Origin of the sequence: Nocardia rosealba (genome assembly GCF_020216065.1) — a bacterium.
GTDB lineage: Bacteria > Actinomycetota > Actinomycetes > Mycobacteriales > Mycobacteriaceae > Nocardia > Nocardia rosealba.
The window spans coordinates 1,085,408-1,109,376 of record NZ_JAIWNA010000001.1 but is presented as its reverse complement, the minus strand read 5'-3'; the positions used below and the strand labels follow the sequence as shown (position 1 = coordinate 1,109,376).

Annotated in this window: 19 protein-coding genes and 1 tRNA gene; 12 read left to right on the top strand and 8 right to left on the bottom strand. The window is 68.7% G+C overall.

Going from position 1 to position 23,969, the window contains the following annotated elements; all coding sequences use genetic code 11:
* The first annotated feature begins 160 nt into the window (after nt 1–160).
* Nucleotides 161–1,663 (top strand): GGDEF domain-containing protein, encoded by a 1,503-nt coding sequence (locus tag LDL21_RS05005; RefSeq protein WP_225278960.1) that lies wholly within the window; start codon nt 161–163, stop codon nt 1,661–1,663.
* Nucleotides 1,664–1,667: 4 nt separating this feature from the next.
* On the opposite strand, the gene LDL21_RS05000 is transcribed toward LDL21_RS05005, so the two are convergent.
* A complete protein-coding gene (locus LDL21_RS05000) occupies nt 1,668–2,429 on the bottom strand; it encodes a DUF6319 family protein (RefSeq protein WP_225278959.1) in 762 nt (253 codons plus the stop codon).
* 136 nt (nt 2,430–2,565) lie between these two features.
* On the bottom strand, nt 2,566–3,741 hold the full coding sequence (locus LDL21_RS04995; protein ID WP_225278958.1) for an alpha-hydroxy-acid oxidizing protein: 1,176 nt from the start codon (nt 3,739–3,741) through the stop codon (nt 2,566–2,568).
* Nucleotides 3,742–3,863: 122 nt separating this feature from the next.
* Between LDL21_RS04995 and LDL21_RS04990 the strand changes: the two genes are divergently transcribed.
* From LDL21_RS04990 to LDL21_RS04970, 5 genes are all read left to right on the top strand, one after another.
* On the top strand, nt 3,864–4,073 hold the full coding sequence (locus tag LDL21_RS04990) for a hypothetical protein (RefSeq protein ID WP_181700380.1): 210 nt from the start codon (nt 3,864–3,866) through the stop codon (nt 4,071–4,073).
* Between the two features lie 284 nt (nt 4,074–4,357).
* Nucleotides 4,358–5,125, top strand: coding sequence for a DeoR/GlpR family DNA-binding transcription regulator (locus LDL21_RS04985; RefSeq protein WP_225278957.1), 768 nt, complete (start codon nt 4,358–4,360; stop codon nt 5,123–5,125).
* Nucleotides 5,122–6,105 carry a 1-phosphofructokinase family hexose kinase gene (locus tag LDL21_RS04980; RefSeq protein ID WP_225278956.1) on the top strand — a complete coding sequence of 328 codons (984 nt, stop codon included), beginning with the start codon at nt 5,122–5,124 and terminating at the stop codon, nt 6,103–6,105. Before LDL21_RS04985 ends, LDL21_RS04980 begins: the two co-directional genes overlap by 4 nt.
* Nucleotides 6,106–6,150: 45 nt before the next feature.
* On the top strand, nt 6,151–8,316 hold the full coding sequence (locus tag LDL21_RS04975) for a PTS fructose transporter subunit IIABC (protein ID WP_225278955.1): 2,166 nt from the start codon (nt 6,151–6,153) through the stop codon (nt 8,314–8,316).
* A gap of 31 nt (nt 8,317–8,347) precedes the next feature.
* Complete coding sequence (locus tag LDL21_RS04970) at nt 8,348–8,605, top strand: HPr family phosphocarrier protein (RefSeq protein ID WP_067491599.1); 258 nt, start codon at nt 8,348–8,350, stop codon at nt 8,603–8,605.
* Nucleotides 8,606–8,676: 71 nt separating this feature from the next.
* Here the strand turns inward: LDL21_RS04970 and LDL21_RS04965 are convergent, their stop codons facing one another.
* Together LDL21_RS04965 and LDL21_RS04960 are read right to left on the bottom strand one after the other, a co-directional pair.
* Nucleotides 8,677–10,029, bottom strand: a complete 1,353-nt coding sequence (locus LDL21_RS04965; protein WP_225278954.1) for a lipase family protein — start codon at nt 10,027–10,029, stop codon at nt 8,677–8,679.
* A 223-nt stretch (nt 10,030–10,252) separates the two neighbouring features.
* Nucleotides 10,253–10,326 (bottom strand) — tRNA-Met (locus LDL21_RS04960).
* A gap of 354 nt (nt 10,327–10,680) precedes the next feature.
* On the opposite strand from LDL21_RS04960, the gene LDL21_RS04955 reads away from it, so the two are divergent.
* Nucleotides 10,681–11,229 (top strand): transglycosylase family protein, encoded by a 549-nt coding sequence (locus tag LDL21_RS04955; RefSeq protein WP_181700389.1) that lies wholly within the window; start codon nt 10,681–10,683, stop codon nt 11,227–11,229.
* 67 nt (nt 11,230–11,296) lie between these two features.
* Here LDL21_RS04955 and LDL21_RS04950 read toward each other — a convergent pair whose 3' ends face one another.
* Entirely contained in the window at nt 11,297–14,278 is a 2,982-nt protein-coding gene (locus tag LDL21_RS04950) for a UPF0182 family protein (protein ID WP_225278953.1), read from the bottom strand.
* 157 nt (nt 14,279–14,435) lie between these two features.
* Here LDL21_RS04950 and LDL21_RS04945 point away from each other — a divergent pair, with 157 nt between their 5' ends.
* Nucleotides 14,436–15,014, top strand: a complete 579-nt coding sequence (locus LDL21_RS04945) for a PPA1309 family protein (protein WP_067491592.1) — start codon at nt 14,436–14,438, stop codon at nt 15,012–15,014.
* A 122-nt stretch (nt 15,015–15,136) separates the two neighbouring features.
* Here the strand turns inward: LDL21_RS04945 and LDL21_RS04940 are convergent, their stop codons facing one another.
* Nucleotides 15,137–16,162, bottom strand: a complete 1,026-nt coding sequence (locus LDL21_RS04940; RefSeq protein ID WP_225278952.1) for a YlbL family protein — start codon at nt 16,160–16,162, stop codon at nt 15,137–15,139.
* 127 nt (nt 16,163–16,289) lie between these two features.
* Here LDL21_RS04940 and LDL21_RS04935 point away from each other — a divergent pair, with 127 nt between their 5' ends.
* From LDL21_RS04935 to LDL21_RS04925, 3 genes are all read left to right on the top strand, one after another.
* On the top strand, nt 16,290–17,708 hold the full coding sequence (locus LDL21_RS04935) for a zinc-dependent metalloprotease (RefSeq protein ID WP_181700395.1): 1,419 nt from the start codon (nt 16,290–16,292) through the stop codon (nt 17,706–17,708).
* A gap of 207 nt (nt 17,709–17,915) precedes the next feature.
* Nucleotides 17,916–18,791: a TOMM precursor leader peptide-binding protein gene (locus tag LDL21_RS04930; protein WP_225278951.1), complete on the top strand. Its 876-nt coding sequence runs from the start codon at nt 17,916–17,918 to the stop codon at nt 18,789–18,791.
* 49 nt (nt 18,792–18,840) lie between these two features.
* Nucleotides 18,841–20,190 carry an ABC1 kinase family protein gene (locus LDL21_RS04925; RefSeq protein ID WP_372462135.1) on the top strand — a complete coding sequence of 450 codons (1,350 nt, stop codon included), beginning with the start codon at nt 18,841–18,843 and terminating at the stop codon, nt 20,188–20,190.
* A 148-nt stretch (nt 20,191–20,338) separates the two neighbouring features.
* On the opposite strand, the gene LDL21_RS04920 is transcribed toward LDL21_RS04925, so the two are convergent.
* Together LDL21_RS04920 and LDL21_RS04915 are read right to left on the bottom strand one after the other, a co-directional pair.
* Nucleotides 20,339–20,665 carry a WhiB family transcriptional regulator gene (locus tag LDL21_RS04920; RefSeq protein WP_279537537.1) on the bottom strand — a complete coding sequence of 109 codons (327 nt, stop codon included), beginning with the start codon at nt 20,663–20,665 and terminating at the stop codon, nt 20,339–20,341.
* A gap of 576 nt (nt 20,666–21,241) precedes the next feature.
* The gene (locus tag LDL21_RS04915; RefSeq protein WP_225279239.1) at nt 21,242–23,398 is read right to left on the bottom strand and encodes an ATP-dependent DNA helicase UvrD2; all 2,157 of its coding nucleotides are present in this window, start codon (nt 23,396–23,398) and stop codon (nt 21,242–21,244) included.
* Nucleotides 23,399–23,488: 90 nt separating this feature from the next.
* Here LDL21_RS04915 and LDL21_RS04910 point away from each other — a divergent pair, with 90 nt between their 5' ends.
* Entirely contained in the window at nt 23,489–23,719 is a 231-nt protein-coding gene (locus LDL21_RS04910) for a mycoredoxin (RefSeq protein WP_067637296.1), read from the top strand.
* Nucleotides 23,720–23,969: the final 250 nt, after the last annotated feature.

Genomic DNA, 23,969 nt, shown 5'->3' with positions numbered 1-23,969 from the left:
CATGATCGACTCAGTTGTAAAGGTTTTTCAGCGTCGGCGCGCCCGCCGGCCGGGAATTCCACTCGGACAACGACACTCGGTGCTCCTCGGCCGACACCCCGAACCGAATTCCCCGGCTCCACGTTTTCTCGGCGCGTCGCGGCGGATCGAGGGGGATCTGATGAAGGTCGGCACAGCACATCGGGGTGGTACGCGCTGGTGGACGCCCTCGCTCGGCGCGGTGGGTGTCATCGCGATCGCGCCGCTGCTCGGTGGGCGACCCCTGTCGTTCCTGCTGCTCCTGATCGTGGCCGCGGGCAGTCTGACGATGATCGGCATCGGTCTGCGCCGGTTCCGGCCCGCCAACCGGCTGCCGTGGTGTCTGCTCGCCACGTCCATCCCCCTTTTCGCCGCAGGAACCACGATCCGCGAACTGGAAACGCACGCCACCTGGCATCCGGCCGACGATCTGAGCACCCTGGCCGCCTACGTGTGCCTCGCACTGGCCGCCGTCGGCTGGTTGCAGCCGCGCAGGCTCTCCGGCGCATGCGACTCCTGGCTCGACTCGACCCTCATCGGGATCAGCGCACTGCTGACCTCGTGGACATTCCTGATCTCGCCGATTCTGCGCCACAACAGCGGTGTCGACGCGGTGATCGCCACCAGCTACCCGGTGATCGACGCACTGCTGCTCACAGCACTGGCGCACTCGCTCGTGACCGTCGCCCGGTCGGACATCGCCTTGCGGCTGTTGCACGCGGCACTGCTCGCGGTGCTGGTCTCGGGTGTGGTCGAAAGCCTCTCGGCCGCAGGCTTTCTCGCGCCTCAGAGCGCATTCGGCCTGGTGCCGCACCAGCTGGCCTATCTGCTGGCGGGACTGGCCGCGCTGCACCCGACGATGGACGTGAGCCGCGACGGCGCCGAAGCCCATCCGCACCGCTCCCGCAGGCGGGCGGGCGTGATCGCGGTGGCCCTGGTCGGCGCCTCGCTGATGAGCGTGGTCGGCACCGACCTCGGCACGGGCGACCGGATGGTGATCTGCCTGCTGCTCACCTCGCTGCTGGTCGGGGTGCTCGTACGCAGCGAACGCGCCATCGCCCGCAGCCAGTTCAGCGAACGCCGCGCCCAGTACCGGGCCGACCACGACGTGCTCACCGGACTGCTCAACCGGGCCGCACTGCTGCGCGCACCGCAGCGGCTGCGCACGCAGTGGGCGGGAAAACCGTTGTGCCTGTTGTTCATCGACCTCGACGGCTTCAAGATGGTCAACGACAGTTACGGCCACGCGATCGGCGACGAGCTGATCGCGCGGGCCGCGTCCCGCATCCGTCGCACGGCGCGGCGCACCGACGTGACCGCCCGCTACGGCGGCGACGAATTCGTCGTCCTCTCCCCGCGCACCCGCGCCGAGGCCGCGGTCCTCGCCGAACATCTACTCGGCGCGTTCGTGCGCCCCTTCGAGCTGAGCTGCGGGGAAATCCCCATCACCGCCAGCATCGGGGTGGCGTGCGTACGCACCCGACCCAGCGACACCACCGTCTACGACCTGATCCGAGAAGCCGACGCGGCCATGTACCACGCCAAGGAACACCGCCTCGGCCTCACCTTTCACGACGACATGCACCGGCCGGGTTTCCGCCGGGCGCTGCGCCGCGCCGCCGACCCGACGAGCACGGCGGTGTGAGGTGTCAGTCCCCTAGTTCGGCGAGCAGCCTTTTGGCCGCCTCCAGTTCGGCCTGCAGCTGAGCCACCTTGGCCTGCTGCACCTCCCGCGCGGCTTCCAGGATCCCCGCGACCACTTCCTCGACCTCCGGGTGCAGGATCTTGGCGGCCTGGGCGACCGCGCCGCTGTTCACCGCGAGCCCCTTGACGCTGCGCTTCTTGCCGTTCACGACATCGACAGTCCATTCACCGTCGGCGGTGCCGGTGAGCGTGACGGTGACCTCCGGCGCTTTGGGCTTGCGGGCCGCCGTGGCCTTGGCCGGACGCGGCGCCGCCGGTTTCGGTGCGGCGGTGGCCTCGTCGGGCACGGGCGCGAGCGAACGCGGCGCGGCGGGCTTCGGCGCGGCACTCGGCGGAGACGAGGGCTGGGTCACGGGGGTGTCCTTTCGGTTGCTCGGCTCGGGAACGTGATGCGTGGCGGGCTTGGCACCGCCGGGCGCAACGGTAGTCCCGCGGGCCGGCTTGGTCAGCGTCACCTCGCTCGGGCCGAACGAGAGCACATCTTTGGAACCGGTCGGGCGCACCTGCAGGAAGTCGCCGTCGGCCGGGTCACCGAGCGCGACGACCTTGCCGGACTTGCCCTCCTCGATGCCGACGGCCGCCGAGGTGAACCACACCATCGGCGGTTTGCCCTCGGCCAGCTCGCCTGCGATGCGCGCGAGCTCGGCCTCGGACAGGACCGGGGGAGCTGATCGACGGGATGCGGACTTGGTGCTCGGCGAGGACATCGTGGACTCCGGGAGGTTGGTGCGTGCTAGAGCGTCGTGTGCCCCTGATGATGCCGCACCCCACCGACAAGTTCCGGCCGAGGCCGTAGACGGGGCCCCAAAACCCGCCCCCGGAGCGGGTTTTGCGGCCCAGGACTCAGCTGCGGGTGACGTTACCGTGGATGCTCCGGCGGATGTTGGCGCGCACGGCGGCCACATCCGGGTAGCCGTTGACGGCCAGCAGCAGGTCGGCTTCGGCGGCGTAGGACCGCAGCAGATGCACCAGACCACGCACCCCGCCGAGAGCCAGCGCGTAGACGTAGGGCCTGCCGATACCGACCATCGTCGCACCGAGTCCGAGCGCCTTCACCACGTCGGCGCCCGAGCGGACACCGGAGTCGAACAGCACCGGCACCCGGCCGTCACACGCGGCGGCGACCTCGGGCAGGGTTTCCAGCGCGCTCAGCCCGCCGTTGGCCTGGCGCCCACCGTGATTGGAGCAGTAGATACCGTCGGCGCCGAGGTCGATGGCGCGGCGCGCGTCGTCGGGATGCGAGATGCCCTTGAGGATCAGCGGCAGGTCGGTGAGCGAGCGCAGCCAGGTCAGGTCGTCCCAGGTCAGCGAGTGGCCGAAGGTCGAAACCCAGTGCAGCACAATCATCTTCGGGTCGTCGGAACCGACCATCGCCTGGAATACCGGGTCGCTGGTGTAGTTCTTCAGCACATGCCCCCGCAGCTGCGGGAAGTTGCCGCTGGACAGGTCGCGGGGGCGCCAGCCGGGCACCCAGGTGTCGAGGGTGACGGTGATGCCCGCGTAACCCGCGGCTTCGGCGCGGTGTACGAGGCTTTCCGCGAGTTCGCGGTTCTTGGGGGTGTAGAGCTGGAAGAACGAGGGGGTGTCGCCCGCGTGCGGACGAACCTCTTCCAGGGGATCTTCCATCAGCGTCGAATACATCGCGGGCACACCGGTTTTCGCCGATGCCTGGGCGACCGCGATGTCACCGTGCCCCTGCTCGCCGACCAGGCCGATCACACCGACCGGCGCCAGGAACAACGGGCTGGCGAAGGTGTGGCCGAACGCGCTGACGGTGAGGTCGCGTTCGGTCGCGCCGACCAGCATGCGTGGCAGCAGCCCCCAGTCGGCGAAGGCTTCGGCATTGCGGCGCTGGGTGAGCTCGTCACCGGCGCCCCCGGCGATGTAATGCAGCAGCGTATCGGGCAGGGCGGCGGTGGCCTTACGCTCGAGAGTGGCGTAGTCCATGGGGAATTCGGGCAGAACGCCCCCGAGCGCGGTGAGATAGATCTCGTTCTGATAGTCGGCGAACTGACTCATCGCTGAACTTTCGCACGCGACCCGCCCTCGCGCGCCGCCGGGGCCATGTAAGGTGCGTCATACTCCAACGTAGGCAGCACCTACCCCCAGCAGCGCGTTCCGAGATTGTGAGTGCCCCTGTCGTGACCGTCGTCGAACACTCGGCCGCTCCCGCCGATCCGGATGCAGCACTGGCCAAGCGCATCAACTGCGACCGCGTGCGCCACCTGACCCGGCTCGCCCTCGGCCTGTCGCAGGATTCGATGGATCTGCTCACCTCTGTCACCGATCGACTACGCGCCGCCGAAGGCGCGTTACGCGATCCGCTCACCAGCGACCTCGGCTTCGACTGACCCTCCCCTCTAGATCCGAGCATTCGACACTCGGCCCTTCCGGCTCACGCGCCGCTAGAGCGCGCAGCCGTGCGCAGGCCCCATCGCGCGGCCCCATCCCGGCCCCGACTGTGCGGCCGCCTCCTGTTCTGCCCGCGTTATGCGGATGCATCTCTCGCCCCGGCTGCGGCGGCATCGTCATGCCCGTCGGCAACGATTGTGACTCGGCTCACCAAAAGTCGTTGACAAAGCCACACAACTGGGCATAAAACAACATGAGTACACATTCATGAACCGGAGGAACCATGTACGCCGAGGAACGGCAGCAGGCCATCGCGACCCTCATCGGGCAGCACGGTCGCGTCTCCGTCGCCGAACTCGCCGACAAATACGGGGTGACCACCGAAACCGTCCGCCGCGACCTGGCCGTACTCGACCGGCTCGGCCTGATCCGGCGAGTACACGGCGGAGCCGTCGGAGCGGGCGCGCTCACCACCATCGAGCTGGGCACCGTCGAACGCGACAGCACCCGCGCCGCCGAGAAGGACCGCATCGCCGAACTCGCCCAGCGCTACCTGCCCGCGTCCGGTGGCAGCGTGCTGTTCGACGCGGGCACGACGACCTCGCGGGTCGCGGCCGCCCTGCCGGTCGATCTGGATCTGGTCGCCGTCACCAACTCGCTGCCCGTCGCCACGCGCCTCACCGGCTACGCCGGGGTGCGGACGCATCTGCTCGGTGGGCGCGTGCGCGGCGTCACCCAGGCCGCCGTCGGGGCCGAAACCCTGCGCGTACTCGGCGAATTGCGCGTCGACGTCGCGTTTCTCGGCACCAACGCGCTCACCGTTCGGCACGGGCTGTCCACCCCCGACCCGGAGGAGGCCGCCGTGAAGCGGGCCATGATCGCGGCCGCCGACCGCGTGGTCGTCGTCGCCGACGCCTCCAAGATCGGGCGGGAGGACTTCGTGAGCTTCGGTAGCACCGCTGATATCGACGTGCTGGTCACCGACACCGACATTCCGTCCGCCGCACACGACAAACTGATCGCCGAGGGAATCGAAGTGGTGCTCGCATGATCGTCACACTGACCGCGAACCCGAGTGTCGACCGGACGGTGACACTCACCGAACCGCTGCGCCGAGGGCAGGTGCACCGCGCGGCGAACGTCATCTCCCAGCCCGGCGGCAAGGGCGTCAACGTGGCACGCGTGCTCACCTCGGGCGGGGTGTCCGCGCTGGCCGTACTGCCGGGCACCGAGGACGACCCGGTGGTGAGCGGATTGCGCGGCGCGGGCATCGCGTTCCGTGCCGTGCCGACCGGTGGCGCCCCACGGACCAATCTCACGATCGCCGAAATCGACGGCACCACAACGAAAATCAACGAACCCGGGCATCCGCTGCGAGCACCGGAACTCGACGCACTCGCCGGCGCGCTGGCAGAAGCAGCCGCAGCCGCTTCGTGGGTTGTGCTGTCCGGCTCGTTGCCGCCCGGTGTGCCCGTGGATTGGTACGCGCGGCTCGTGGGCGAGCTGTCGGCCACCGGATCGGCCAGGATCGCGGTCGACACCTCCGAGGCACCCTTGCTCGCCCTGTTCGACGAACCGGGCTCTGCCGTACCGGATCTCATCAAACCGAACAGCGAGGAGCTGGCCCAGCTCACGGGGCTCGACGCCGTCGACCTCGAGAATCCCACGGCAGCGGCGCAGGCCGCCACGTCACTGATCGAGCACGGCGTCGGTGCCGTGCTCGCCACCCTCGGCGCGGCGGGAGCGGTGCTGGTCACCGCCGAGGGCGCCTGGTTCGCCGGTGCGCCGCCGATCGTCGCGCGCAGCACGGTCGGTGCGGGCGATTCCGCACTGGCCGGGTACCTGCTCGCCGACCTGGCGGGCCTCGACCCGGCCGATCGGCTGCGCGCCGCCGTCGCCTACGGCAGCGCCGCCACCGCGCTGCCCGGTACGGAACTGCCGGGGCCAGCCGACATCCTGCTCGAAGCCGTCATGGCCCACCCGCTCCCGGACGTGCTGCCGAAGGCACTGGGCGACACCGCGACCAGCTGACCTCCCGTTCGATCCCGCTCCACCCGACACCGGAAAGACACGACGATGGCCGATTCGATCATCACCCAAGACCTGGTCACCCTCGGCGCCGACTTCGGCGCCGACAAGCAATCGGTCATCACCGCACTGGCAGGCAAGCTGGCCGAGCAGGGCCGGGCCACCGACGCGGCCGCCGTGAGCGAGGCCGCGCTGAACCGGGAGGCCCAATCGGCGACCGGGTTACCCGGCGGCATCGCCATCCCGCACTGTCGGGCCGCTGCCGTCACCGCCCCCTCGCTCGCCTTCGCCCGCCTCGCCCCCGGCGTCGACTTCGGTGCACCCGACGGACCGGCCGACCTGGTGTTCCTCATCGCCGCCCCCGAAGGAGCGGGTGCGGACCACATGAAGCTGCTGTCGTCCCTGGCCCGGGCGCTGGTCCGCCCTGCCTTCGTCAACGACCTTCGCTCGGCCGCCACGCCCGCCGAGGTTGTCGCGCTGGTCGACGGGGTCATCAATCCCCCGCCCGCGTCCAGCGCTCCCACGGCCACGGGTGCGGACGTTTCGGCAGCGGGCGCGACCAGTGCCACTGGTGCGGCATCAACGGCAGCCGACACGACCGATGCTGTCGGTGCAGGCGCCACCGATACGGGAGGGACTTCCGCATCCGGTGAAGATGCTGCTGACTCATCCGATGCCGCCGGTCATGCGGAATCGAGCGGTGACGCGGGTACCCCTGCTGACGCGACCGACCTGAACAAGTCGGCGACACCGACGAAGATCGTGGCGGTCACGGCGTGCCCGACCGGCATCGCCCACACCTATATGGCCGCCGATTCCCTCGCCGCCGCCGCCGAGCGGGCAGGTGTCGACCTCGCGGTGGAGACGCAGGGATCCAGCGGTGGGGCCGAGCTCGATCCGGGAACCATCACCGGCGCCGACGCGGTCATCTTCGCTACCGATGTGGGAGTGAAGGATCGGAGCCGGTTCGCGGGGAAACCGGTCATCGAATCCGGCGTGAAGCGCGCCATCAACGAACCGGACACCATGATCGCCGAGGCGGTCGCGGCCGCACGGACCCCCGGCGCCGCCACGGTCGGCGGGGCAGCAGCACCCACAACGGGTGAGCCGGCGGCCAAGGGCATCGGTTGGGGTACGCGGCTGCGGCAGATCCTGCTGACCGGCGTGAGCTACATGATCCCGTTCGTCGCGGCGGGCGGTCTGCTGATCGCGTTGAGTTTCCTGCTCGGCGGTTACGAGATCTCCGACAGCGCCAAAGACATCGTGCTGAACAACTCGCTCACCGACCTGCCCGACGGCGGTCTGGCCACCTATTTCGCCGCCGTGCTCAACCAGATCGGTGTACTCGCGTTCGGCTTCCTCGTTCCGGCGCTGGCCGGGTACATCGCCTTCGCCATCGCCGACCGGCCGGGTCTGGCACCGGGTTTCACGGCGGGCGCGATCGCCCTCGTCGTCGGCGCGGGCTTCCTCGGCGGCCTCGTCGGCGGTCTGATCGGTGGTTTCGCGGCGCTGTGGGTGAGCAAGCTGCCCGTTCCGACGTGGGCGCGTGGATTGATGCCCGTGGTGGTGATTCCGTTGCTGGCGTCACTGATCGTCGGTGTGCTGATGTTCGTGTTGCTCGGCAAGCCGCTGGCGGCGGTCACCGACGCGCTCACCGACTGGCTCGGCGGTCTTTCGGGTAGTTCGGCGATCGCGCTCGGGGTGATCCTCGGCGTGATGATGTGCTTCGATCTCGGCGGGCCGGTGAACAAGGCGGCCTACTCGTTCGCCGCCGCGGGCCTGTCGGTCACCGACAACACCACCTTGCGGATCATGGCCGCGGTGATGGCGGCGGGCATGGTTCCGCCGCTCGCGATGGCGCTGTCGACAACGCTACGGCCCCGCCTCTACACCGAGGCCGAGCGGGAGAACGGCAAGGCGGCCTGGCTGCTCGGCGCCTCGTTCATCTCCGAGGGCGCCATCCCGTTCGCCGCGGCCGACCCGCTGCGGGTGCTGCCGTCGATGATGGTCGGCGGCGCGGTGACCGGCGGCATGGTCATGGCCACCGAGGTCACCTTGAGCGCACCGCACGGCGGGATCTTCGTGTTCTTCGCCATCGGCCACGTGCTGTGGTTCATCGTGTCGGTGCTGGCGGGCACGGTCGTCGGCGCCGCCTGCGTCACCCTCGCCAAGGAGCTCACCGGCAAGAAGTCCCCTGCTCTCACCACCGCGTAAGAACGTCACCTCGCACAACAAGGAGAAACCCATGCCAAGCACCACCGTCACCGTCGGCTCCTCGGTCGGCCTGCACGCGCGCCCCGCCGCCCTGATCGCGGAGGCGGTCGGTGCGGCGGGCGTGCCCGTCACCATCGCGCTCACGGGCGGCGATCCGGTCGATGCCGGGTCGGCGCTGATGATCATGACCCTCGGCGCGGGTCAGGGCGCGGAGGTCGTCATCAGCTCCGACGATCAGCCGACCCTCGACAAGATCGCGGAGCTGGTGGCCAGCGACCTCGACGCCTGACCACACGCTCTACCGCCGACGGCGCCGACTCCCACCAGGGGCGGCGCCGTCGGCTTTTCTCGCGGCCACGGTCAGGGGCACTCCCGCGGCGCTGGTGTCCCGGCCAGCCGGGCGTCCATCCACTCCATCGCACCGGACCAACCGGCCATCATCCCGAGACTGTGTTCGGTGGGCAACGACCGGAAGACCACTTGCGTATCGCCTGCGCAGTGCCGCCTGGCGACGGCGAGGCCCTGCTCCGGTGGTACGCCGAAATCGAATTGCCCGTGATAGATGTACAGCGGCGCGTCGGCGGTGCGGCCGCTCAGGTCGGTGCGCGTGAAGATCTCCCGGATCGCGTCGGAGGCGAGCGGGTTCGGTGGTGACATCCCGACGTCCACCGGCAGGCCGAGCAGACCGAGCGGGCCGTTGCTGTCACCGCAGAGGTCGCGGATCGGCGAGGTCGCCACCCACTGACCGAGATGGTTCAGCTGAGCGAGCAGGGTGGGGTGCTCGCGGGCGACGGCGAAGCCCGCGGCCATCAGGATTCCGGAGGCGAAGCTGCCGTTGAAGCGGGCGGCGATGGCGGGATAGTCGCTGATCAGCCCGCCCATGGCGACGCCGGCGAGCGCGTCGCCGAGTTCGGGTGCGTATTCGGGTTGCAGCACGGCGGCGCCGTAGGCGGCGATCGCGCCGCCGGAGTACCCGCCGACGGCGAATCGGCTGTCGCCGAATACCTCGGGGCGCACCGCACGCACCGCGCGGATCGCGTCGAGCACCGCGTGCCCGGCGACCGTCGGCTCCGCGTACGCCATCAACGGTCCCTCGTGATCGGGTACGAGCACCGCATGGCCGCGGTTCAGCGCCCAGGCCATCGTCGGTGGGAAGAGGTCGCCCATGTTGAATTTCGGGTGGGCACCGTGCGCGAGCCCGTATCCCGGCGTGCAGGTCGCGCCGAGGGAGTTGATCGGCAGGGCGTTGACCACCACCTGCCTGGTCGTTCCGGACGGGGGCGCGGCAGCGGGAACGAGAAGCGTCGCGGTCGCGAAGGACGGCGCGCCCCGCGAGTCGGTTGTGCGGAATTTCAGCAGCAAGGCCTGCTGGATCGGCACGACCGCGAACGGCGCCGCCGTGGCTGTCACATCGCGCTGTTCGATGATCTCCCCCGGGCGCCGGTCCGCGAGGTCGGCGGGCCAGGCGTCGAACAGGGGGTCGCCGGTGGGGGTGGCGCGGGTGGCTTGCCACAGGGCGGCGACGTCGGCGGGCAGGTCCTTGACCAGTTGTGTGGACGCCGCGGGCAGCGAGGGGGCGGGCAGGACGTCGTCGACCAGCGACGGGCCTGCCCAGGCCGGGGCTGGGGTGATCGCCGCCGCGACGGCGAGCGCGGCGATCGCGCAGGTTCGCAAACTACCGGGCCGCGACATGTGGTCCCTCCCCAGGAGCATCAGCCGGAGCGTGGGGCGGTCGACCTCACGCGGCCATCGAGGCCGTCTCGAACCTATGCCGGGGAATCCCTGGGGAACACGGTGTCGGCTACGTCCTTGTACATGTCACCGACGGTGAACAGCGGAAACGGTGACGGTCAACAGGGTCGGGAGACTCAGCCGCACGGCGCCTGGACATAAAAGAAGACGGTCCTGACCTTGTGGTCAGGACCGTCTTCGTTTGTAGCGGGGACAGGATTTGAACCTGCGACCTCTGGGTTATGAGCCCAGCGAGCTACCGAGCTGCTCCACCCCGCGTCGGTGAATACAACATTACACACGGGTTAGCGTAGATGCCAAATCGTCAGGTCAGGCCGGGTTTTTCGCGGTTGCGGAGCGATCTTCACGAACATGGGGACGCCGACGAAGCGTTCGATTGTGATGACCATCACCTGGTTCTGGCCAAACCGGGATCGCACACCTGAACCAGTGACTGGGGTCACTATTTCGCCGTGATCTCGGGCACATAACGGTGCAATCACAAACCGCTCGGCGCTTATGTATTCCCGCCGGATACACCGCATAAACCTCGAAAAGACGACTGTTCCAATCACACAATGAGTCCGTTATCAAGATGTGATCGGCGCGCAATTCTTGGTTAGCGTCTCCCCCATGACTGAAACCCGGAAATTCCGCACCCGTGCCCTCGGCGTCGCCGCCGTCACCGGCGCCCTGGTTGCCGTTCCGTTCAGCCTCGCCACCGGCACCGCCTCCGCCGCCGCCCACAACTGGGACGGCGTCGCCCAGTGCGAGAGCGGTGGCAACTGGGGCATCAACACCGGCAACGGTTACTACGGTGGCCTGCAGTTCTCGCAGAGCACCTGGGCTGCCAACGGCGGACAGGGCTCGGCCCACACCGCGAGCAAGGAAGAGCAGATCCGCGTCGCGGAGAACGTGCTCGCCACCCAGGGTGTCGGCGCGTGGCCGCACTGCGGCCGGTACCTGCAGGCCGCCGAGCCCGAGCCCATCCCGGCCCCCGTCGAGGAGCCTGCCGTCGAGCTCCCGGTCGAGCTGCCCGCCGAGGCCCCCAGCGAGGTGCGCGCCGCCGTCGACCAGGCCACCGCCGCAGGCCGTGCCCTGGCCGAGCAGTACGGTGTCGCAGGTCAGTACCAGGACCTGCTCAACGCCAACGCCCCGCTGATCGCGCAGATCGCCGGCTGATCCACTTTTCCCCCTGCAGCAAGAAGGCCCCGCCGATTCCGGCGGGGCCTTCTTGTGTCGCGAACCGTTACCGGCCGCCGGCGTCCTGGTAGGCCTGCACGGCCTTGTCCAGTTCCTCGAGCGCCTTACCGAAATCGGCGAAGTTGCCCGTGCGCATCGCGGTGCGCACCGCCTCGATCTTGCGGCTCAGCTCGGCCGCGGCGGCTTCCTGAGTCGGCGTCGACGGGGTGCCCGTCGCGGGCGGCGGCGGAACGACACCACCGGCGGGCGGAGTCGAGCCCTGGTCGACCGGCGGGGTCGCCCCCGGTTTCGGCTTCACCGACGGGTCGCCGCCGAACGGGGTCGCCAGCGAACCGGCGCCCGGGATCACCTGATTGAGCGCGTCGGCCAGGGTGGCCGCGTAACCCACCTTCACACCGCCACCGGAGTCGCGGTAGCTCACCAGCACGCGCAGCAGCTGCGGGAACGTCGACGAACCGGTGTTGCGTTCGTTGTAGAACGGCTCCACGTACAGGATGCCGCCGTCGGCCACCGGCAGGGTGAGCAGATTGCCGTAGCGGATCTTGTTCGAGTTCGACAGCAGCGTCTTCTCTCGTGACACCGCGTCGGCGGTGGTCATCGAGTTCTGCGTCTGCTGCGGACCCTGCGTCTGCGTCTCGCCGGGCAGCTGCAGCACTGTGAACTTGCCGTAGCCCTCCGGATCCGACCGCACCGAGATGTAAGCCGACAAATACTCGCGGTTGTAGCCGACCATCGAGGAGGTCAGGTTGAACACCGGCTTGTTGGTCTTCGGATCACCGAGCAACACGTAGTACGGCGGCTGGTTGAAGGTGCCGCCCTCGATCGTCGGATCGCTGGGCACCGACCAGAAGGCGTTGTTGGTGAAGAACTCGCGCGGGTTGTCCACGTGGTACTTGGTGAGCATCTCGCGCTGCACCTTGAACAGGTCTTCCGGGTAGCGGAAGTGGGCGCGCAGTTCCGCCGAGATCTCGCTCTCCGGCTTCACAGCGTCGGGGAAGACACCCTGCCAGGCGTTGAGCACCGGGTCGTTGGTGTCGGTCTCGTACAGGGTGACGGTGCCGTCGTAGGCGTCGACGGTGGCCTTCACCGAGTTGCGGATGTAGCTGACCTCCTTGCGCGGGATGGCCCGGCCGGTCTTCTTGTCGATGCTGTCCTCGACGGCGCCGTCGAGCGAGGTCGACTGCGCGTAGGGGTACTTGTCGAGGGTGGTGTAGGCATCGACGATCCACACGATGCGCTCACCGACGACCGCCGGGTAGGCGTTGCCGTCGGTGGTCAGCCACGGCGCCACCTTCTGCACCCGGTCGCGCGGCGACCGGTTGAACAGGATCTTGGAGTCCTCGCTGATCGCCGAGGAGAACAGGATGTTGCGCTCGGCGTACTTGGCGGCGAAGGCCAACCGGTTGAACCAGTTGCCCACTGGCACGCCGCCACTGCCGTCGTAGGTGAATTGCGCCGTGTCGGAGTCGTATTCGCGCGGCGCCTCACCCTCGGCGGTACCGACGATGGCGTAGTCGGGGTCGGTCTGGGAGATCAGCTCGCCGAAGTAGATACGCGGCTGGTCGACCTTGATCTGCTGCTTGTCCTTCTCGGTGAACAGGTCGCTCACCGTGAACAGCGGATAGCCCGAATCACTGCCACCCGATGCGCTCTGCGCGTCGGACTGCGGCTTGTTCACCCGGTTGGCGGGCGCGGCGACGAAGCCGTTGCCGTGGGTGTAGACGGTGTGCTGGTTGATCCAGTCCTTCTGGTTACCCGACAGTGCCGCCGGATGCAGCTCGCGCGCGGCGACGATGTAGTCCTGGAGCTCGCCGTTGACGTTGTAGCGGTCGATGTCGAGCGACTCCGGGAAGCCGTAGAAGTTCTTGCGCTGCTGCAGCTGGGTGAACGTGGGCGAGAGGATGTTCGGGTCGAGCAGCCGGGCGTTGCCGATGGTCGCCGCGTCGGCGGGCACCTCGAGCGGGCTCTTGGTGCTCACACCCTGGTAGTCGCGATACTCGACCTTGTCGTCGGTGATGCCGTACGCCTCGCGCGTGGCCTGGATATTGCGCTCGATGTACTGGCTTTCCTTCTCGGCGGCATTGGGTCGCACCGAGAACTGCTCAACGACCATCGGCCACACCGCGCCGACCAGGATCGAGGAGAGCACAAGCAGCGCCGCCGCCATCGCGGGCACCCGCAGATCGCGCAGCACGATGCCGGCGAAGAACGCGATCGCGCAGATCACCGCGATCGACAGCAGGATCAGTTTGGCGGGCAGTACCGCGTTGATGTCGGTGAACGACGGACCGCTGAAGGTGGGTTCCTTGCGCGTGCTCGACAGCAGGTCGTACCGGTCGAACCAGTACGCCACGGCCTTGAGCAGCACGAAGATGCCGGCGATCACGGCCAGCTGCACCCGTGCGGCACGGGTGAGCGCGCCCTCGCGTCCGGCCAGGCGCAGGCCGCCGAACACGTAGTGGGTCACCAGGTTCGCGAAGAACGCGATGACCACGGCGACGAACAACCAGTTCAGCACCATCCGGTAGAACGGCAGGTCGAAGGTGTAGAACCCGATGTCGAGATGGAACTGCGGGTCCTGCTGACCGAAGTCGCCGCCGTGCAGGAACAGCTGCACCGTTGCCCAATTCGACTGCGCCACCAGGCCCGACAGCAGGCCGAGCAGCACCGGGATGCCGATGCCGAACCAGCGCAGCCGCGCCATCACGGTGGTGCGGTAGCGCGCGATCGGATCGTTGGGCCCGGCGACCGGCACGAACACCGGACGCGAACGGTAGGCGAGCAGCAGCGCCGCCCACACCACGAGCCCGACGAACAGGCCGATCACGACGAACAAAATGAACCTGGTGCGCAACACGCCCAGATACACACTGCGATAACCGACCTCGCCGAACCACAACCAGTTCGTATAGGCGTCGGTGAGGCGGGGCCCGAGCAGCAGCAGCGCCGCGAGGACGACAGCCGTCACCAGCAGCACACGGCTGCGTCGGGACAACGAAGGTAAGCCGGTGGGGGGCCGCATGCCCACGGTGCCACTCTCCATGCTCCGGCGGTTCCGCGACCGATTCCGGGCGCGGACACCGCAGTCCGATGTTGCGGGTGATCCTGTTCGGGATCGTTGGCGCCCACTCTACGGAAATCGGACACCATGCAAGCGGCAGGGCCGAAAATGATTGGATGGTCGGGTGACCGATGACGAGCACGCCGAAGTTCTCCTCGCCCGCTGTGTGCGCGAGGTCGTCGAGTTCGCCGACGCCGAGGGCTGGGGCAATCCGCCGCAGATGTTCGCGTTGGTGCCGACCGCCGACCTGGCCGCGGCCGAACCGGACCTGCAGGATCAGCTCGACGACGGCAGCGAACTGACACCCGTGGCCCAGGAAGCCTTCCCCGACGACATCACCGGCGGTTCGATGGCGCTCGACGAATTCCTGGCCACCACCACCTGGCCGCCCGCGGTCGAGGGTTGCGTGCTCGTCCAGGAGATCGTGGTGCTGCCGCCGGACGCGGAGAGCGATCTGGACGAGGCGCTCGTTCCGCTGCTCGCCGACGACGAAGCCGCCGACGCGGCCGGGCGCGCCGCCGCCCACGCCCACCCGGGCCGCCGCGACGCCCGCCTCATCGCGGGCGTGTTGCGCCAGGGCGCGTCGCTGTGCCTGCTGCAGATCCGCCCCGAGGACGACGACGGCTTCGGCGACCTCGACCTGCGCACCTACCCGAACCTGGCCCCGGGCCTCGTCGAGGCCCTGCACCACACTCTCGAGTGATCAACTGCCGTGTTCTCGGCGCGTCCCCCGCCTCTGGACTGACCGGAGGGTGCGACGAAGGAGTGCCCGGAGGGAGGGAAGAGGCGGGGGTTCAGCGTCGAGAACCGCGGCGCCAGCCGCCATCATGCACAGCTGATGGGTTCGCGGCCCGCTTCGATGTCGGACAGGGCGGTGATCGCGGTGTCGAGGGTGTCGACCTTCACCAGTCGCAGCCCTTCCGGGATGCGCTGAGCCGCCTCGTTGCAGTTGGCGGCGGGCACGAGGAAGGTTTCGGCGCCCGCCTCACGCGCGGCGATCATCTTGTACTGGATGCCGCCGATCGGGCCGACCTTGCCGTCCTGGTCGATGGTTCCGGTGCCCGCGACGAACTTGCCGCCGTTGAGTTCGCCGGGTGAGAGCTTGTCGATCAGGGCCAGGCTGAACATGAGCCCGGCCGAGGGACCGCCGATATCGGCGAGGTTGAACTCCACCTTCAGCGGCGGGCGCCCACCCTCACCGAGGCCGATGCCCAGGTAGCCCTTGTTGCTGTCGTCGGGGCGCGCGGCGAGGGTGATCGGGGTGGTCTGCTCGACGTCGCCGCGCCGGTAGACGACGGTGATGACGTCGCCGGGTCCCTTGGTGCCGACCAGGTCGATCACTTCCTGGGGCGCGGTGATCGGCTTGCCGTCGATGCTGATGATCTGGTCGTCGGCGGCGAGGATGTCCTTGGCCGGGCCGTCCTCGACGACACCGCGCACCAGGACCACCGTCGGCAGCTTCAGGTGGTGCAGCGCGGCGACCTCGGCGTTGCTCTCGGAATCCTTGAAGTCCTGCTGGTTGGACTTGTCGACCTCTTCGCGCGACACGCCGGGCGGGTACACCTCGGCGCGCGGGACGAGGCCGTGCTCACCGCTCACCCAGAACCCGAACGCTTCGAACAGGTTCAGCTCGTCGCGGACCGAAACGGTCGTCATATTGAGCTGACCGGTGGTCGGATCGAGGGGTGCGCCCGTGACGTCGACCACCTGCTTACCGTCGACCTGGCCGAGGGTGTCGAAGGTCGGGCCGGGGCCGAGTGCGACGAACGGGACGGTGACCACACTGCCGACCACGCCGAGCACGAGGACGGGTACCAGGGCCACGATCAGGGTGAGGATCCGACGATTCACTCCGACCACAGTAGTGATCACCTTCGCCGGGCGACGGTAGTGGCACGCTTTTGCGCCGTCGGCCCCGCCGACGATTTCGCGATGCGCGAACACCGTGGACCGGCAGGTCCCGCGTAACGTAAGAGGCATGAGCGATCACCCCTTCGGCTTCTCGAACCGCGACGACGACGAGTCCGGTAAGCGTCGCGACGAGGCGAACGGACCCGGCGGATCGGATCCGTTCGGTTTCGGGGCGGGCGGCACGGGCGGTTTCGACCCGTCGCAGCTGGGTCAGATGCTGACCCAGCTCGGCCAGATGATCAGCGGCATGAGCCAGGGTGGCAGCCCGGGCGGCGCCCAGTCCGGCCCGGTCAACTACGACGTGGCCAAGCGGCTGGCGCGTCAGCAGCTCGGTGCCACCGTCGCACCGATCGCCGCGAAGACCTCCTCCGCCGTCGCCGACGCGGCGCACTTGGCCGAGCTGTGGCTCGACGGTTCGACCGTCCTTCCGGCGGGTGCGAACAAGACCGTGGCATGGACGGCCAACGACTGGATCGAGGAGACGCTGCCCACCTGGAAGCGCCTGTGCGACCCGGTGGCCGAGCAGATCTCCGGCATGTGGACCGCGCAGTTGCCCGAGGAGGCCAAGCAGTTCGCCGGTCCGATGGTCGGCATGCTCGGCCAGATGGGCGGGCTCGCGTTCGGTTCGCAGCTGGGTCAGGCGCTCGGTCAGCTGGCCAAGGAGGTGCTCACTTCCACCGATATCGGTCTGCCCCTCGGACCGGCCGGAACCGCCGCGCTGCTGCCGAGCGCGATCGCCTCGTTCAGCGAGGGACTCGAGCAGCCCGAGAGCGAGATCATGGTGTTCCTCGCCGCTCGTGAGGCCGCGCACCAGCGGCTGTTCGCGCATGTGCCGTGGCTGCGTCAGCAGGTGCTCGGGGCGGTCGAGGCGTACGCGCGCGGCATCAAGATGGACTTCTCCGCGCTGGAGGACGCCGCCCAGAACATCGATCCGATGATGCTCAGCGATCCGTCCAAGCTGGAGGAACTGCTCTCGCAGGGCACTTTCGAACCGCAGACCACGCCCGAGCAAAAGGCCGCACTGGAGCGTCTGGAGACGCTGCTGGCGCTGATCGAGGGCTGGGTCGACGTGGTGGTCTCCGACGCGGTCGGCGAGCGGTTGCCCGGTGCGACGGCGCTGTCGGAGACGCTGCGTCGCCGCCGTGCGACCGGTGGGCCCGCCGAGCAGACCTTCGCGACGCTGGTCGGTCTCGAGCTGCGCCCGCGCAAGGTGCGTGAGGCCTCGGCGCTGTGGCGCAGGCTCACCGACGACGCGGGCATGGAGCGTCGCGACGGGGTGTGGGCACACCCCGACCTGCTGCCCGATTCCACCGACCTCGACTCCCCCGCCGGGTTCATCGACTCCGTGATCGGCGGCGGCACAGGCGCTTTCGACGATCCGCTGGCCCAGCTCGCCGAGACCGAGGCCCGCGAGCGCGACCAGGCGCAGCAGGACGAGAAGAAGTCCGACGACACCGGCGACGACCCGGAGTCCGACCACTCGTGAGGGTGCGCGACCACCGGCGGTGAAGAACTTTCCGCCGGTGGTTGCGCGACACGGCTTTTCGGCGTGGCGCCGTCTCGAATCGCCGTAACGACGGGCGGAACATCGTCTGTTCACAAGGCGAGATCGTCGAAGCGACACGCCCAAAACCTGTGGATAACTGGGCTTTCGGGTCCTGGTCGCAGGCGAGGCGATGCCGATACTTCTGGCATGACGACCACAACACCACTGCGCGGCCCGATGCTGCACCCGAGGGTGACCACCCTGGTCCGGCCCTCGGGCACGGTGCAACTGGGCTGGGACCCCGAACGCGCGCTCGTCCTCGAGACCACCGAGCTCGACACCGGCACGGTGCTCGCCTTCCTCCGGCTGCTCGACGGTCTGCAGTCGCGGCCGCAGATCATCTGGCGCGCCGGAGAATTCGGTATCTCCCCCGATCGCACCGTCGCGTTGCTCACCGCGATCGACCGGGCGGGGCTGCTGCTGCAACCCGAGCGCAAACAGGCCAAGATCCGGTCGATCACCGTGCACGGGCTCGGCCCGTTGTCCGACGCGGTGACGATCGGGTTGCGCCGCATGGGTTTCCGGCCATCACGATCGCGCACGTTCCGCCCCGAGGTGGTGGTCGGTGCCCCCGGCTGCGATCTGGTGGTACTCACCGACGCGCTGATGATCGACCCGCGCCTGTCGGTCGACCTGGTGTTGCGGAGGGTGCCGCACCTGCAGGTGCGCGTACGTGACGGTATCGGCGTCGTCGGTCCCCTCGTCCTGCCCGGTCAGACCAGCTGCCTGCGGTGCGCTGATCTCACCCGTGCGGGCCTCGACCACGACTGGCCGCACCTGGCGGCGCAACTGCTCGGCCGCACCGGCCACGCCTCCCCCGCCGGTGTGGCGGCGACCACCGCACTGGCGCTCGGCGAGCTGGAAGCCATCGTCGAATGCTCACCGCGACGACGACCCGCGACCCTGGACGCCACCATGGAACTCGACCTCGATTCGCACGAACTGCACCGCAGGCCGTGGCCACCGCACCCGGAATGCGGCTGCCGGACACTGGCCGGTCATCGCGCGGAGATGACCCGATGATCGCCGGTGTGAGCATTCCCATGGCACAGCGGCCGCAGGTTCGGCCATGATGGGTAGCGTGTCCGAGATCGTGCGCCGCAGCTCAAGCCGCAATGCCAAGTTGGCCAAAATTCCGCTCGGCATCGCGGGGCGAGCCGCCGTCGGGTTCGGCAAGAAGCTCGTCGGGGGTGACAAGCAGCAGATCAACGCCGGATTGAACCAGAAGGCCGCCGAGCAGTTGTTCGCCGTGCTCGGTGAACTCAAGGGCGGCGCGATGAAGTTCGGCCAGGCGCTGAGCGTGATGGAAGCCGCCGTGCCCGAGGAATTCGGCGAGCACTATCGCGAAGCCCTCACCAAGTTGCAGGCCGCCGCACCGCCGATGCCGATCGAAACGGTGCACCGGGTCCTGGACCAGCAGCTCGGCACCAAGTGGCGTGATCGTTTCCAGTCCTTCGACGACACCCCCGCCGCGTCGGCGAGCATCGGTCAGGTGCACCGGGCGGTGTGGTCGGACGGGCGCGCGGTGGCGGTGAAAGTGCAGTACCCAGGCGCCGACGAGGCGCTGCGCGCCGACCTCAAGACTCTGTCGCGGATGTCGGGTCTGCTGGCGTCGGTGATACCCGGCGCGGACGTGAAGCCGCTGCTCGCCGAGATCACCGAGCGCACCGAGGAAGAACTCGACTATCGCATCGAGGCGGCCAACCAGCGCCGCTTCGCCGCAGCCTTCGACGGGCACCCGCACATCGTGGTCCCCAAGGTCGTGGCGGGTGCGCCGAAGGTGATCGTCACCGAATGGCTGGACGGCACGCCGGTCTCGGCGCTCATCAAGGCGGGCGCCGACGACCCGGAGGGTACGCGCGCGCAACGCAATCGGATCGCCGAGCTGATGGGCACCTTCCACTTCTCCTCCCCCGAGCTGGTCGGCCTCCTGCACGGCGACCCGCATCCGGGTAACTTCCTCGTGCGGCCCGACGGCAAGCTGGCCGTCCTCGACTTCGGTGCCTGCGCGCCGATGCCCGGCGGTTTCCCCCGCATCCTCGGCGAGATGCTGGCGCTGGCGGTCGCCGAAGACCACGAGGCCCTCACCCGGCTGCTCTACGAGCACGGGTGGGTGATTCCGGGTCGCAAGGTGACACACGAGGAGATCGAGGCCTACCTGCGCCCGTTCAGCGACCCGATCCGCACCGACACCTTCCATTTCACCAGGGCCTGGATGCAGCGGGTCGCGGGCAAGGCATCGGAATTCTCCAGTCCGGAGATGAAAACCGCTCGGGCGCTGCAACTCCCGGCGGAGTACGTGATGATCTTCCGCGTGCTCGGCGGCTCCGTCGGCATCCTCGCCCAGCTCGACGCGGAACTGGGTTTCATGAGGCTTGTCCGCACCTGGGTGCCCGGCTTCCCGGCCGAGCAAGCCTCCTAGCCGCACAGAACAAACGAACCGCCCACCGACGCACGGTGAGCGGTTCGCTTGCGGTACAACCCTTTTCCGGGGTTCATGCTGTGTTCATGCGGCATGCTCGGGCGGCCTGCGTGGTTACACTCCGCTGCCGCCTCCAGCCGCTGACCACTCATGCCGGGATCGCGACCTTGCGCGGGCGACCACGCGGGCGCTTGCGGGCGATCACGACACCCTGGTCGAAGATCTCACCGCCCCAGACACCCCACGGCTCGCCGCGGTCGATGGCCGCCGTCAGGCAGCCCTTACGGATCGGGCAGGAGGCGCACAGCTGCTTGGCCTGCTCGAGATCGGTGGGGCTCTCGGCGAACCACAGATCGGGGTTTCCGGCCCGGCAGGGCAGGGTCTTGGTGGTGACCTCACGGACGCGAGGGGTCTGCGCCACGGTTCGGCATGTCACGTCAGTAGTGGCCGTCGGCCAGTCCTGGGCGGTGAACACGTCGTTCTCCTTCAGCTCGTTGCAGTCGTGGTGTTCGGTGTGCGAACCCGGAGCCTGCGGCTGAGGAGCCGAAAACAATGGCCACGGATTTCGCTTCTCGCGATCCGTGGCCAGGAGGTCTAGGGAGGAATTCCTACCTAGTTCGACATCTGTGTCGAGACCTGAGCACGGTCGCTGGGTGGACGCGGAGGCGGGTTGCGCCGCCGAAGACTGCCGGTGCATATCCGGCCTCATCGGCGACAGTGTCTGCCGATGCCGGAACGGCGGTCGGCTGCCAACCCACAATGGGCTTGTCCTGGAGACGAATAGGGCTGTGCTGATGCATGACAGTCATCGGGACAGCTTTGGTATCGACGCCGGACAGACCGGTCCCCTGCAGAGCGAGGACCCCCCGGGAGGCGGACACCATGAATTCGTTCACCAGGTCGCGATTGCCCATCGCGACGAATGCGGTGTTGCTGTTCATCTGACTGCCTCCCTCCTGAACTCGTGTGCTGATAGTTTCCGCGCGCCGAGATCACTCTCGGTGCGTGCTGTCCACCATAGGCAAAGATCGATAACCGGACAACCTATTTTCTACCTGGGGTTTTGTGTCTTCGCCCGCATCCGCGACGCGACGATCGCGAGCACATCGGCGCCGTACTGCTCGATCTTCTTCGGGCCGATGCCCGCGATCGCCGCCAGCCCCTTGTCGTCGGCGGGGAGCTGTTCGGCGATGGCGGTCAGGGTGGTGTCGGTGAACACCACGAAGTCGCGCACGCGCAGCACCTCGGCCTTCTCCGTGCGCCACTCCTGCAGGGCCGCGAGCAATTCGGCGTCGAGTTCGGCCGGGCAGCGCCGGCAGCGGCCGAGCATGGAGGCGTAGGTGCCGATCAGCGGTTTCGCGCAGACCCGGCACAGTGGGCGTTTGCCGTCGGCGTCCTTGGGGCCCGTGGCCGTTGCGGCGATGCGCGAGGCGGGCGAGTCGTCGGGGACGAGGCCGTTGAGGAACCGGGAACGCCTGCGCACCCGTCGGCCGCCCTCGGCGCGGGCCAGCGACCACGAGACCGCGAGGTGTTCACGCGCGCGGGTGACGCCCACGTAGAGCAGCCGGCGTTCCTCTTCCAGACCCGCCTGGTCGGACGGGCTGCCGTCGTCGCCGAGCACGTGCTGGATCGGGAGCGTGCCGTCGCTGACGCCGACGAGGAACACCGCGTCCCATTCCAGGCCCTTGGCGGCATGCAGCGACGCCAGTGTGACGCCTTCGACGGTCGGCGGGTGTTTGGCCTCGGCGCGGGTAGCGAGCTCGCGAAGCAGCCCGGTGAGGTCGATCTCCGGGTCGTGGCCGACGAGTTCCTCGGTGAGCTGCACCAGTGCGAGCAGCGCGGACCAGCGTTCCTTGGCCTGGGCGCCGGCGGGTTCCTCGGCGGTGAGCCCGACCGAGGCCAGCTCGGCGCGGACCAGCGTGATGAGTCCACCCCCGCTGCGCGCCTCGTCGGGCAGGTCGTCGCGGGTATCGGCCTGGCGCAGCTTCTGTACGGCCTGGCGCACCTCTTGGCGCTGGAAGAACCCTTCGCCGCCGCGCACCTGGAACGGGATACCGCGCTCGTTGAGCGCCTGTTCGAACGGTTCGGACTGGGCGTTGATCCGGTAGAGCACCGCGATCTCGGCCGCCGGTGTGCCCGCGGCGATCAGCTTCTTGATCTTGCCCGCGACGGCCGCGGCCTCGGCGGGCACGTCGGGGTACTCGGCGAACTCGGGTTCCGGGCCGTCGGGGCGCTGGCCGACGAGCGCGAGCCGGGTCCCCGCGATGCGGCCGCGCGCGGCCCCGATCACGCGGTTGGCCAGCGACACCACCTGCGGGGTGGAGCGATAGTCACGTTCGAGCCGGATGACGGTGGCGTCGGGGAAGCGGCGGGAGAAGTCGAGCAGGTAGTTGGGGGTGGCGCCGGTGAAGGAGTAGATGGTCTGGTTGGCGTCGCCGACAACGGTGAGGTCGTCGCGCTCGCCGAGCCAGGCGTCGAGCACCCGCTGCTGCAGCGGCGTGACGTCCTGGTACTCGTCGACGACGAAACTGCGGTATCGGCCACGAAATTCGTCGGCGACAGCCGGGTAGTCCTCGAGCGCGGCGGCGGTGTGCAGCAGCAGGTCGTCGAAGTCGAGCAGCAGGCCGTCGGCGGAGGTTTTCGCCGACTCGTACCCGGCGTAGACCTGGGCCACCCGGGTGACCTCGACCGGGGCGTCACGGTGGTATTTCGCGGCGGCCGCCGGGTAGTCCTCCGGGGCGATCAGCGAGGCCTTGGCCCACTCGATCTCGCTGAGCAGGTCGCGGATCAGTTCGGTCGAGCTGCCCAGTCCCGCCCGGTTGGCGGCCTGTGCGACCACGGGGAACTTGCTGTCGAGCAACCGCCACGGCACATCGCCGACGACCTGCGGCCAGAAGTACCGCAGCTGCCGCAGCGCCGCCGCGTGGAAGGTGCGTGCCTGCACCTGCCCGGCGTCACCGCCGAGGCCCATCGCCCGCAGCCTGCCGCGCATCTCCCCCGCGGCGCGCGCGGTGAACGTCACCGCCAGGACCTGGTCGGCTTTCACGTGACCGCCCGCGATCAGGTGTGCGATGCGGTGGGTGATGGTCCTGGTCTTGCCGGTACCCGCGCCCGCGAGCACACACACCGGTCCCCTCGGTGCCCGCACCGCGGCGGCCTGTTCCGGGTCGAGGGCGGCGAGATCGAGTGCTGACACGGCCACCATCATGACAGCGCCCGCCGACAAGAACCCGGCCGGAACACCAGGGCCGGTCGAGACGTTGCACATCGCGTGAGCGAAACAACCCCTGACCTGACGATGTACTCCACCACCTGGTGCGGCTACTGCCGCCGCCTCAAGACCCAGCTCGACGAGGCGGGCATCACCTACACGGTGATCGACATCGAAGAGGACCCCGCCTCGGCCGACTTCGTGGGAAGCGTCAACAACGGCAACCACGTCGTGCCGACGGTGAAGTATCGGGATGGATCGACTGCGACGAATCCGACGTTGGCGCAGGTCAAGCAGGCTTTGGCGGCTCAGAGCTGATCACATTGGAGTGCAGTGGCCACCGCACTCCCAGCTACCCGGCACTACTTTCAGTCCGTCATAACCGCACTCCCGGCCCCGTACGTCCCGACCTCGAGGAAGGACCGCCGCGAAGCGGCGTAGCGGCCCGGCCGCGAGTTAGCCGCCGTTGCGCATGCGCGAAGCGCGAGCAACGGCGGCTAACTCGCGGCCCCCCAGGGGCCGCGCTCGAGCGCGCCAGCGCGCCCAAAAAACAGCCAGGACCTACCAG

What these genes read in the sequence shown, in the direction of transcription:
- LDL21_RS05005 (WP_225278960.1), top strand. Translation starts at nt 161, where the DNA reads ATGAAGGTCGGCACAGCACATCGGGGTGGTACGCGCTGGTGGACGCCC.
- LDL21_RS05000 (WP_225278959.1), bottom strand. Translation starts at nt 2,429, where the DNA reads ATGTCCTCGCCGAGCACCAAGTCCGCATCCCGTCGATCAGCTCCCCCG.
- LDL21_RS04995 (WP_225278958.1), bottom strand. Translation starts at nt 3,741, where the DNA reads ATGAGTCAGTTCGCCGACTATCAGAACGAGATCTATCTCACCGCGCTC.
- LDL21_RS04985 (WP_225278957.1), top strand. Translation starts at nt 4,358, where the DNA reads ATGTACGCCGAGGAACGGCAGCAGGCCATCGCGACCCTCATCGGGCAG.
- LDL21_RS04980 (WP_225278956.1), top strand. Translation starts at nt 5,122, where the DNA reads ATGATCGTCACACTGACCGCGAACCCGAGTGTCGACCGGACGGTGACA.
- LDL21_RS04975 (WP_225278955.1), top strand. Translation starts at nt 6,151, where the DNA reads ATGGCCGATTCGATCATCACCCAAGACCTGGTCACCCTCGGCGCCGAC.
- LDL21_RS04970 (WP_067491599.1), top strand. Translation starts at nt 8,348, where the DNA reads ATGCCAAGCACCACCGTCACCGTCGGCTCCTCGGTCGGCCTGCACGCG.
- LDL21_RS04965 (WP_225278954.1), bottom strand. Translation starts at nt 10,029, where the DNA reads ATGCTCCTGGGGAGGGACCACATGTCGCGGCCCGGTAGTTTGCGAACC.
- LDL21_RS04955 (WP_181700389.1), top strand. Translation starts at nt 10,681, where the DNA reads ATGACTGAAACCCGGAAATTCCGCACCCGTGCCCTCGGCGTCGCCGCC.
- LDL21_RS04935 (WP_181700395.1), top strand. Translation starts at nt 16,290, where the DNA reads ATGAGCGATCACCCCTTCGGCTTCTCGAACCGCGACGACGACGAGTCC.
- LDL21_RS04930 (WP_225278951.1), top strand. Translation starts at nt 17,916, where the DNA reads ATGACGACCACAACACCACTGCGCGGCCCGATGCTGCACCCGAGGGTG.
- LDL21_RS04925 (WP_372462135.1), top strand. Translation starts at nt 18,841, where the DNA reads ATGGGTAGCGTGTCCGAGATCGTGCGCCGCAGCTCAAGCCGCAATGCC.
- LDL21_RS04915 (WP_225279239.1), bottom strand. Translation starts at nt 23,398, where the DNA reads ATGATGGTGGCCGTGTCAGCACTCGATCTCGCCGCCCTCGACCCGGAA.
- LDL21_RS04910 (WP_067637296.1), top strand. Translation starts at nt 23,489, where the DNA reads ATGTACTCCACCACCTGGTGCGGCTACTGCCGCCGCCTCAAGACCCAG.